Origin of the sequence: Azospirillum brasilense (assembly GCF_001315015.1) — a bacterium.
Classification (GTDB): Bacteria; Pseudomonadota; Alphaproteobacteria; order Azospirillales; family Azospirillaceae; genus Azospirillum; species Azospirillum brasilense.
The window spans coordinates 573,625-582,500 of sequence record NZ_CP012917.1 but is presented as its reverse complement, the minus strand read 5'-3'; the positions used below and the strand labels follow the sequence as shown (position 1 = coordinate 582,500).

8 protein-coding genes (1 of these 8 running past the window's edge) are annotated in these 8,876 nt (G+C 68.4%); 4 read left to right on the top strand and 4 right to left on the bottom strand.

The features are described 5' to 3' along the window. A protein-coding gene (locus AMK58_RS27515) for a PQQ-dependent sugar dehydrogenase (RefSeq protein WP_035682679.1) crosses the window boundary here: on the top strand, positions 1–389 show its final stretch. It extends 772 nt beyond the left edge of the window; the window shows 389 of its 1,161 coding nt (coding positions 773–1,161); its start codon lies beyond the left edge, outside the window; its stop codon occupies positions 387–389. An 8-nt stretch (positions 390–397) separates the two neighbouring features. Here AMK58_RS27515 and AMK58_RS27510 read toward each other — a convergent pair whose 3' ends face one another. Continuing rightward, positions 398–622, bottom strand: a complete 225-nt coding sequence (locus tag AMK58_RS27510; protein WP_035682673.1) for a DUF1127 domain-containing protein — start codon at positions 620–622, stop codon at positions 398–400. Positions 623–770: 148 nt separating this feature from the next. Here AMK58_RS27510 and AMK58_RS27505 point away from each other — a divergent pair, with 148 nt between their 5' ends. After that, positions 771–1,610, top strand: a complete 840-nt coding sequence (locus tag AMK58_RS27505) for a TrmH family RNA methyltransferase (protein WP_059399703.1) — start codon at positions 771–773, stop codon at positions 1,608–1,610. On the opposite strand, the gene AMK58_RS27500 is transcribed toward AMK58_RS27505, so the two are convergent. Next, positions 1,596–2,531, bottom strand: coding sequence for a LysR substrate-binding domain-containing protein (locus tag AMK58_RS27500; RefSeq protein ID WP_035682671.1), 936 nt, complete (start codon positions 2,529–2,531; stop codon positions 1,596–1,598). The two genes, AMK58_RS27505 and AMK58_RS27500, sit on opposite strands and share 15 nt — an antisense overlap. 132 nt (positions 2,532–2,663) lie before the next feature. On the opposite strand from AMK58_RS27500, the gene AMK58_RS27495 reads away from it, so the two are divergent. Beyond that, on the top strand, positions 2,664–4,133 hold the full coding sequence (locus tag AMK58_RS27495; protein WP_035682669.1) for a catalase: 1,470 nt from the start codon (positions 2,664–2,666) through the stop codon (positions 4,131–4,133). A gap of 71 nt (positions 4,134–4,204) precedes the next feature. On the opposite strand, the gene AMK58_RS27490 is transcribed toward AMK58_RS27495, so the two are convergent. After that, positions 4,205–4,618, bottom strand: coding sequence for a winged helix-turn-helix transcriptional regulator (locus tag AMK58_RS27490; protein WP_035682666.1), 414 nt, complete (start codon positions 4,616–4,618; stop codon positions 4,205–4,207). 117 nt (positions 4,619–4,735) lie between these two features. Between AMK58_RS27490 and AMK58_RS27485 the strand changes: the two genes are divergently transcribed. Continuing rightward, complete coding sequence (locus tag AMK58_RS27485; protein ID WP_035682664.1) at positions 4,736–5,581, top strand: SDR family oxidoreductase; 846 nt, start codon at positions 4,736–4,738, stop codon at positions 5,579–5,581. 217 nt (positions 5,582–5,798) lie between these two features. Here AMK58_RS27485 and AMK58_RS27480 read toward each other — a convergent pair whose 3' ends face one another. Next, positions 5,799–8,876: a MexW/MexI family multidrug efflux RND transporter permease subunit gene (locus AMK58_RS27480; protein ID WP_059399702.1), complete on the bottom strand. Its 3,078-nt coding sequence runs from the start codon at positions 8,874–8,876 to the stop codon at positions 5,799–5,801.

The following is an 8,876-nucleotide window of genomic DNA, read 5'->3' as shown; positions in this document are numbered from 1 at the left end:
CGGAGGCGGGGAAGAATTACGGCTGGCCGGTGGTGTCCTATGGCGTGAACTACAACGGGACGCCGATCGGGACGGGCAAGTCGAGCGCGCCCGGGATGGAGGAGCCGGTGTACCAATGGACTCCGGTCATCGGTTCCTCCGGCATGACCTTCTACACGGCCGACACCTTGCCCGGCTGGAAGGGCAGCCTGTTCAACGGCGGGCTGGCGACCAAGGAGGTCGTGCGGCTCGAACTCGACGGCAACAAGGTCAAGCACGAGGAGCGCATGTTCCGCGATCTCGGCAAGCGCATCCGGCAGGTCAGCCAGGGACCGGACGGCGCGCTCTATCTGCTGACCGACGAGAATCGGGGCGAGATTTTGCGGGTGACTCCGGCGGGCAAATCGTAAGCAACGCTTCAGCGGCCACCGCGGCGCCGGGGCGGTTTTCTCAGGCGCTCCGCGGCCATCAGGTCGCTGCGGCTGACGCCGATGTCCCTCAGCAAGCGGTCGTCAAGGCGGTCGGGGGTGACGGCTCTTTGCGTCCGGCGCTTTATCAGTTTGCGGCAGGCTCCCAGCAAGGCGGCGGTGAACGACTTCGGCAGGGTCGCGCCGAAAGCGCGGACGGCGGACAGGGTCGGCATGGGCGTTCCTCCGTTCGGGCGGGGACTGCCGCCCCGCGTTGCCGGTCCTGTCTAGCGGGCTTCGGCCGGTGGCGAAGTGGCCCCCTTCACATCGGCCCCGCGCTTTCCGGACTTCCGATGGGAGGGCAGGGGCGCTACACAGGCGCCCATGTCAGCCATCAATTCCCCGTGCATCATTCCCATCGACGACCCGGACGACCCGCGGATCGCCGCTTACCGCGACGTGAAGGAGCGCGACCTCGTGGGGAGGGAAGGGCGCTTTATCGCCGAAGGGGCGGTCGTGTTACGGACGTTGTTGACCGCCTCGCGCCATGAAACCCTGTCGCTGTTGATCGCCGAGAAGCGGATCGCCGGGCTGGCGCCGATTCTGGAGGCGTTGCCCGCCGCGGTGCCGGTCTACAGCGCCCGGCAGGAGGTGCTGGACGCCATCGCCGGCTTCCCCCTGCACCGCGGTATCCTCGGGCTGGGGCAAGCGGCGCCGATGCCGGAGCCGGACCCTCTGCTGGCCGGGCTGGGAGCACGGGCGACCGTGCTGGTGCTCTGCGGGATCGGCAACCACGACAATGTGGGGGGCATCTTCCGCAACGCGGCGGCCTTCGGGGTGGACGCGGTGCTGCTCGATTCCGGCTGCTGCGACCCGCTTTACCGTAAGGCCATCCGCGTGTCGGTCGGGGCGGCGCTGCGGGTGCCCTTTGTGCGAATTCCGGCGGGAACCGATCCGGTCGCCCTGCTGGAGCGGCACGGCTTCGCCGTCCTCTCGCTGAGCCCGGCGGGGGCGGTCCCTCTGGCGGCCCTGCGCCGTCCGGGGCGTGCGGCGCTGCTCCTGGGGTCGGAGGGGCCGGGGCTGCCGGCTTCCGTGCTGGCGCGGACACGGACGGTGCGCATTCCCATGGCGCCGGATTTCGATTCCCTGAACGTCGCCACGACCAGCGGGATCGTCCTGCACCACCTCGCCTTCATGGCGGAGCCGGAGTCAGGCGTCGGCTGAGCCGTCGATCCGGCGCAGGCCGGGCGGGGTGGCGTCGCGCAGGCTTTGGGCGAGCGCGCGGAAGCCGGCGGCGCGCGGGTCGCTGGCCCGCCAGACCAAGCCGATGACCCGGCCCGGCGGGTCGCCCTGGAAATCTCGGTAGGCGACCAGACCGCCCACCGTCGCCGCCTCCCCGTCGCCGGTGGCCAGCCATGGCATCAGCGTGTAGCCGGTGCCACTGGCGACCATGTGGCGCAGCGTCTCCAGCCCGGTGGCGTGGCGCATGCCGCGGGTGGTGGCGCCGCAGGCGGCCAGCGCCTGATCACGCAGGCAATGGCCTTCCTCCAGAAGCACCAGTTCGCCGGGGTCGAGGTCGGCCAGGGCGATGGAGGGCAGGCTTTCCAGCCGGTGGCCGGTGGGGTGGGCCAGCACGAAGGGCTCGAAGAACAGGGCGTCGCAGGTCAGCCCTTCCGGCTCGACGGGCAGGGCGAGCAGGACGGCGTCGAGCCGCCCCTCGCGCAATTCCTCCAGCAGGCCGTCGGTGCGGCCTTCGGACAGCACGAGCTGGACGTCGGGCAGGTGCCGGCGCATCGCGGGCAGGACGTGGGGGAACAGGTACGGCCCCAGCGTCTGGATCGCCGCGATGGCGAGCGGGCCGTGCAATCCCTCCGCCGTCCCGCGGGCCAGAGCCAGCAGGCGGCGCGCCTCCTCCAGGACGACGCGGGCCTGGCGGATCACCACCTCGCCCTGCGGGGTGGGCAGCACGCGTCGGCTCGTCCGCTCGAACAGGGGGATGCCGAGCAGGTCTTCGAGCTTGCGGATTTGCGCGCTCAGCGACGGCTGGCTGACCGAGCAGCGCTCCGCCGCCTTGCCGAAATGCCGCTGCTCGGCCACCGCCACCACATATTCCAGATCGCGAAGGGAGAGACCGGCGAGATTCATAGGCTCAGGCTATCGAGGCATTTGAAACGATGTCTTGGATATATCAACGACGCGGCGGGATAACCAGGGGGCAAAGCGGACACGGCGACCGACAAGACGCCCACCATAAGAAACGCCAGAAGGAGTTGAGCCATGAGCACTCTGACCACCGCTGCCGGCATTCCCGTCGCCGACAACCAGAATTCGCTGACCGCCGGCCCGCGCGGTCCGGTGCTGATGCAGGATTTCCACCTGATCGAGAAGCTGGCCCACTTCAACCGTGAGCGCATTCCGGAGCGGGTGGTCCACGCCAAGGGGGCCGGCGCCTATGGCGTCTTCCGGGTGACGAGGGACGTGACGCCCTACACGTCGGCGCGATTCCTGTCGGACGTCGGCAAGGAGACGGAGGTGTTCCTGCGCTTCTCGACCGTCGGCGGCGAGAAGGGCTCCGCCGACGCCGAGCGCGACCCGCGCGGCTTCGCCGTCAAGTTCTACACCGAGGACGGCAACTACGATCTGGTCGGCAACAACACGCCGGTCTTCTTCATCCGCGACCCGCTGAAGTTCCCCGACTTCATCCACACGCAGAAGCGCAACCCGGCGACCAACCTGAAGGACCCGACGGCGGTCTGGGACTTCTTCTCCCTGTCGCCGGAGACGATGCACCAGCTGACGATCCTGTTCAGCGACCGCGGCACGCCGCGTGGCTACCGCCACATGGACGGCTTCTCCAGCCACACCTTCTCGTGGATCAACGCGGCCGGCGAGCGCTTCTGGGTCAAGGTCCATTTCAAAACCCGCCAGGGCATCCAGAACTTCACGGCGGATCAGGCCGTGCGCATGGCCGGCGTCGATCCCGACCATGCCACCCGCGACCTCTTCGCCGCCATCCGCGACGGTGACTTCCCGGCCTGGACCGTCTCGGTGCAGATCATGCCGGAGGCGGAGGCCGACTCCTATCGCATCAACCCGTTCGACGTGACCAAGGTGTGGCCGCACGCCGATTACCCGCTGGTCGAGATCGGCGAGCTGGTGCTGAACCGCAACCCGGAGAACTTCTTCGCCGAGGTCGAACAGGCTGCCTTCAGCCCGGCCAACGTGGTGCCTGGCATTTCCTTCAGCCCGGACAAGATGCTGCAGGGCCGGCTGTTCGCCTACGCCGACGCGCACCGCTACCGGCTGGGCGCCAACCATCAGGCGCTGCCCGTCAACCGCCCGCACGCCGCGGAGGTCCACAACCACCAGCGCGACGGCGCCATGCGCTTCGACGGCAACGGCGGCGGCAGCCCGAACTACGAGCCCAACAGCTTCGGCGGGCCGGTGCAGAACCGCGCGGTGGGCGAGCCGCCGCTGCGCATCACTGGCGACGCCGCCCGCTACGACCATCGCGAGGGCAACGACGACTACGCCCAGGCTGGCGCCCTGTTCCGCCTGATCGGGGCGGAGGCGCAGGAGCGGCTGATGGACACCATCGCCAATTCGCTGGGGGAGGCGCCGGGCTTCATCCAGCGGCGGCAGTTGGCGCACTTCTTCGCGGCGGACCCTGCCTATGGCGCGGGCATCGCGAAGCGGCTGGGGCTGACGGCGGCGGCACAGCCTGAAGAGGCCGCCGTGGCCGGCTGAGGCACAGCTCCCGAACACTCGGAACCGCCGGACGCACCCCCTCGCGTCCGGCGGCTTTCTTGTGGGACGGGTCAGTCGGCTGCGGCGTCCTGCCGGTTTGCCCAGCCCTCGGCAATCCGCGGCAGGTTGAATTCAATCCAGTCGGCGAGGAGGCGCACCTTCTCGGCGGCCTCCCGGCCCAGCGGCGTCAGGCTGTAGTCGACATGGGGCGGCACCACGTCGTGGGCGGTGCGCTTGACCAGCCCGTCGCCCTCCAGCCATTGCAGCGTCTGGGCCAGCATCCGCTCGCTGACCCCGCCGATGGTGCGGCGGAGTTCGCTGAAGCGCAGCGTTCCGCTTTCCAGGGCGATCAGGACCAGCACGCCCCAGCGGCTGGTGACGTGTTTGAGCACCTCCCGCGAGGGGCAGGCCGCGGCCATCAGGTCGCCGCGCTGCATCCGCTCCGACAGCGGAAGCGGCGTGTAGTCATCATTCGGTTCCGGCATGGCCGTCCTTCTCCCGACAAGGAATCTTCACACTTACATTTATGTACGTACTTACGAAAAGTAAGCAAGTGGTTTAGGTAGGTGGGCACCACCCAACCGCAAACGGGACACCCGACCATGACCATCGCCGTCACCGGTGCCACCGGCCAGCTTGGCCGCCTCGTCATCGCCCGCCTGAAGGAGACGGTTCCGGCCTCCGGCATCGTTGCCCTGGTGCGCTCTCCCGCCAAGGCCGCCGATCTGGGGGTCGAGGCCCGCGAAGCCGATTACGGCAACCCCGAGACGCTCGCCCGCGCGCTGGCCGGTGTCGACACGTTGCTGCTGATCTCGTCGAACGAGATCGGGCAGCGGGCGGCGCAGCACCGCAACGTTGTCAACGCTGCGAAGGCGGCGGGCGTCGGCCGGATCGTCTACACCAGCCTGCTCCACGCCGACCGCTCGCCGCTGAGCCTCGCCGAGGAGCATCGGGCGACCGAGGCGGACATCAAAGCGTCGGGCATCCCCTTCACGATCCTGCGCAACGGCTGGTACACGGAGAATCACACCGGTTCGGTCGGCGCGGCGCTGGCCGGGGGCGCCTTCATCGGCAGCGCCGGCGACGGGCGGATTTCCTCGGCCACGCGCGCCGACTACGCGGACGCGGCGGTGGCGGTGCTGACCGGCACCGGCCATGAGGGCAGGACCTACGAACTGGCCGGGGACGATGCCGTGACGCTGGCCGATCTGGCCGCGGAAATCTCCCGCCAGTCCGGCAAGGACATTCCCTACCGGAACCTGCCGGAGGCGGACTACGCGGCTATCCTCGCCGGCTTCGGCCTTCCCGAGGCCTTCGCGAAGGGCATCGCCTCCTGGGACGCCGACGCGTCGAGGGGCGCGCTGTTCGACGACGGGCGCCAGCTTTCCGCGCTGATCGGCCGTCCAACCACCCCGCTCTCCGCCGCCGTGGCCGCGGCGCTCGCCTGACCGGCAAAGAAAAACCCCCTCGCCTTGGGAAGGGCGAGGGGGTATCGCATTTGGCCTTCTTAACCCTCTCCCCCCTGGGGAGAGGGTGGCCCGAAGGGCCGGTGAGGGGGTTGTACGTGGCGGTACGTTCGGCAAAAGCGCACCCCCCTCACCCTAACCCTCTCCCCAGAGGGGAGAGGGGACGTCAAATGCAGGGACGAGCGGGAAAAGGTGGGCCTTACTGCGAGGCCGCCGCGATCTCCCGCGCGCGGCGGGAGACCGACGCCGCGTAGTGGTCCTTGGCCAGCACGGTGTAGACCGCCGGCAGGACGAACAGCGTGAACAGCGTGCCGATCAGCATGCCCGACACGATCACCAGACCGATGGAGAAGCGGCTGGCGGCACCGGCGCCGGCGGCGGTCAGCAGGGGCAGGAGGCCCACCACCATCGCCGCCGTGGTCATCAGGATCGGGCGCAGGCGGACGCGGGCCGCGTGCTCGATGGCGGTGCGGCGGTCCACCCGCTCGTTGATCTGCATCTCGCGGGCGAACTCCACCATCAGGATGCCGTGCTTGCTGATCAGGCCGATCAGAGTCACCAGACCCACCTGGGTGTAGATGTTCATGGTGGACAGGCCGAAGAACAGCGGCAGCAGCGCGCCGCAGATCGACATCGGCACCGAGATCAGGATCACCAGCGGGTCGCGCAGCGATTCGAACTGCGCGGCCAGCACCAGATAGATGACCACCAGCGCGAAGACGAAGGTGACCATGAGCTGGTTGCCCTCGGTCACGTACTGGCGCGACTCCGACAGGTAGGAGTGGCCGAAGCCGGCGGGCAGGACCTCGCGGGCCTGCCGCTCCAGGAACTCCACGGCCTGGCCCATCGTCACGCCCGGCATCGGCACCGCGGAGAAGGTCGCGGAGGGAAGCTGGTTGTACTTGGTCAGGGCGTTCGGCTCCGTCGCCATCTCGATCGAGACGACGGTGGACAGCGGGATCTGCGCCCCGTTGCCCGACGTGACGTAGTAGCGGGTCAGCGTCTCCGGCGTCAGGCGCTTGTCGCGCGGCACCTGCGGGATGACCTCGTAGGAGCGGCCGTTCAGGTTGAAGCGGTTGACGTAGTTGCCGCCGACCAGGACCGCCAGCGTGTCGCCGATCGACTGCATGGACAGGCCGAGGTCCGCCGCCTTGGACCGGTCGACGTGCAGCCGGACGACCGGGCTGTTGAACTGCAGGTCGCTGTCGGTGACGATGAACATGCCGCTTTCCATGGCGGCGGTCTTGATGCGCTCCATGGCGTTGAAGATGGTCTGGTAGTCGCCGGGGCTGTTGATGACCATCTGCACCGGCAGGCCGCCGGTGGAGCCGGGCAGGGCCGGCGGCGACACCAGGAACACCTGCGTGCCGGCCACCTTGCCGAGATCGGCCTGGACCAGCGGCTGAAGCTCCTTGGCACTGCGGGTGCGCTCGTCCCACGGCTTCAGGATCATGCCGGCGAAGCCCTGGGTCAGGGTCGGCAGGCCGTTCAGCACGAAGCGGGTGTCGGTCTCCGGATAGTGGGTGAACACCTCGTCCATCTCGCGCCCGTAGGCGTCCATGTAGTCGAGGTTGGCGTACTGCGGCCCCTTGGTGATGCCGAACAGGATGCCCTGGTCCTCCTCCGGCGCCAGCTCCGACATGGTGTTGGCGAAGAGGAAGCCGACGCTCAGCAGAACGCCGAAGCCGAACAGCAGGGTCGCCGCCCGGTAGTCCAGCGCGCCGCCCAGCCGCCGCCCGTACCAGCCGGACAGCTTGTCGAAGGTCCGGTCGACGAAGCGGGCGAAGCGGCCCTCGTTCATGTCGCGGGTCAGCAGGAGCGAGCACATCATCGGCGACAGCGTCAGCGCCACCACGCCGGAGATGATGACCGACCCCGCCAGGGTGAAGGCGAACTCGCGGAACAGCGCGCCGGTCAGCCCGCCGAGGAAGCCGATGGGGGCGTACACGGCGGCCAGCGTGATGGTCATGGAGATGATCGGCCCGATGATCTCCCGCGCGCCGATCAGCGCGGATTCGACGGGCGACTTTCCCTCCTCCAGGTGGCGGTGGACATTCTCCACCACCACGATGGCGTCGTCCACCACCAGGCCGATGGCCAGCACCATGGCGAGCAGCGTCAGCAGGTTCAGGCTGAAGCCCATCGCCAGCATGATCGTCGCCGCACCCACGATGGACAGCGGGATGGTCACGATGGGGATCAGCACCGAGCGGAAGGAGCCCAGGAACAGGAAGATCACCACGATGACGATGCCGACCGCCTCCAGCAGCGTCTTCTGCACCTCGTCGATGGAGGCCTGGATGAAGCGGGTGGAGTCGTAGACGATCTCCATCTTCAGCGACGGCGGCAGGTTGCGCTCCAGCTCCGGCACCAGCTTGCGGATGTCCTCCACGATGGTCAGCGGGTTGCCGGTCGGCGTGGAGTTGATGCCGATGAAGATCGCCTGCTGGCCGTTCATCGACACGCTGGCGTTGGAACTTTGCGCGCCCAGCTCGATCTCGGCGATGTCCTTCATGCGGACCAGGGCGCCGTCCTTGGACTTCACCACCATCTGCCGGAACTGCTCGACGTCGGTCAGGCCGGTGTTGGTGGTGATGTTGGAGATGACGAAGACGCCCTTCGCCTGCCCGGGGGCGGACTGGTAGTTGTTGGCCTGGATCGCCGCCCGCACGTCGGCGGCGGCGATGTTGCGCGCGGCCATCCGGTCGGGGTCCAGCCAGACGCGCATGGCGAAGGTCTGGCCGCCCAGGATCTGCGCCTCGGCCACGCCGGGCACGGTGGACAGCAGAGGCTGTACGACGCGCGTCAGATAGTCGGAGATGGCCGCCCCGGACAGCTCCGGGCTGGCGAAGCCCATGTAGAGGATGGAGGTCGTCTCGCCCGTGGACTTCAGGATCACGGGGTCGTTGGCCTCGCGCGGGAGCTGGTATTTGACCTGCTGCACCTTCGACATCACGTCGGTCATCGCGACGTTGGGGTTGAAGTTCAGCCGGATGTAGGCGGTGACGAGGCTCACCCCCTGGGTGGAGGAGGAGGTGATGTAGTCGATGCCTTCCGCCGTCGCCACCGCCTGCTCGATGGGCGTCGTGATGAAGCCCTGCATCAGGTCGGGGGAGGCGCCGGGGTAGGAGGTGGTGATGGTGATGACGGTGTTCTGCAACTCCGGATACTGCCGGATCGGCAGATCCGTCAGCGACCGGACGCCGACCAGCAGGATCAGCAGGCTGACCACCAACGCCAGGACCGGCCGTCGGATGAAGATGTCGGTGAATGACAT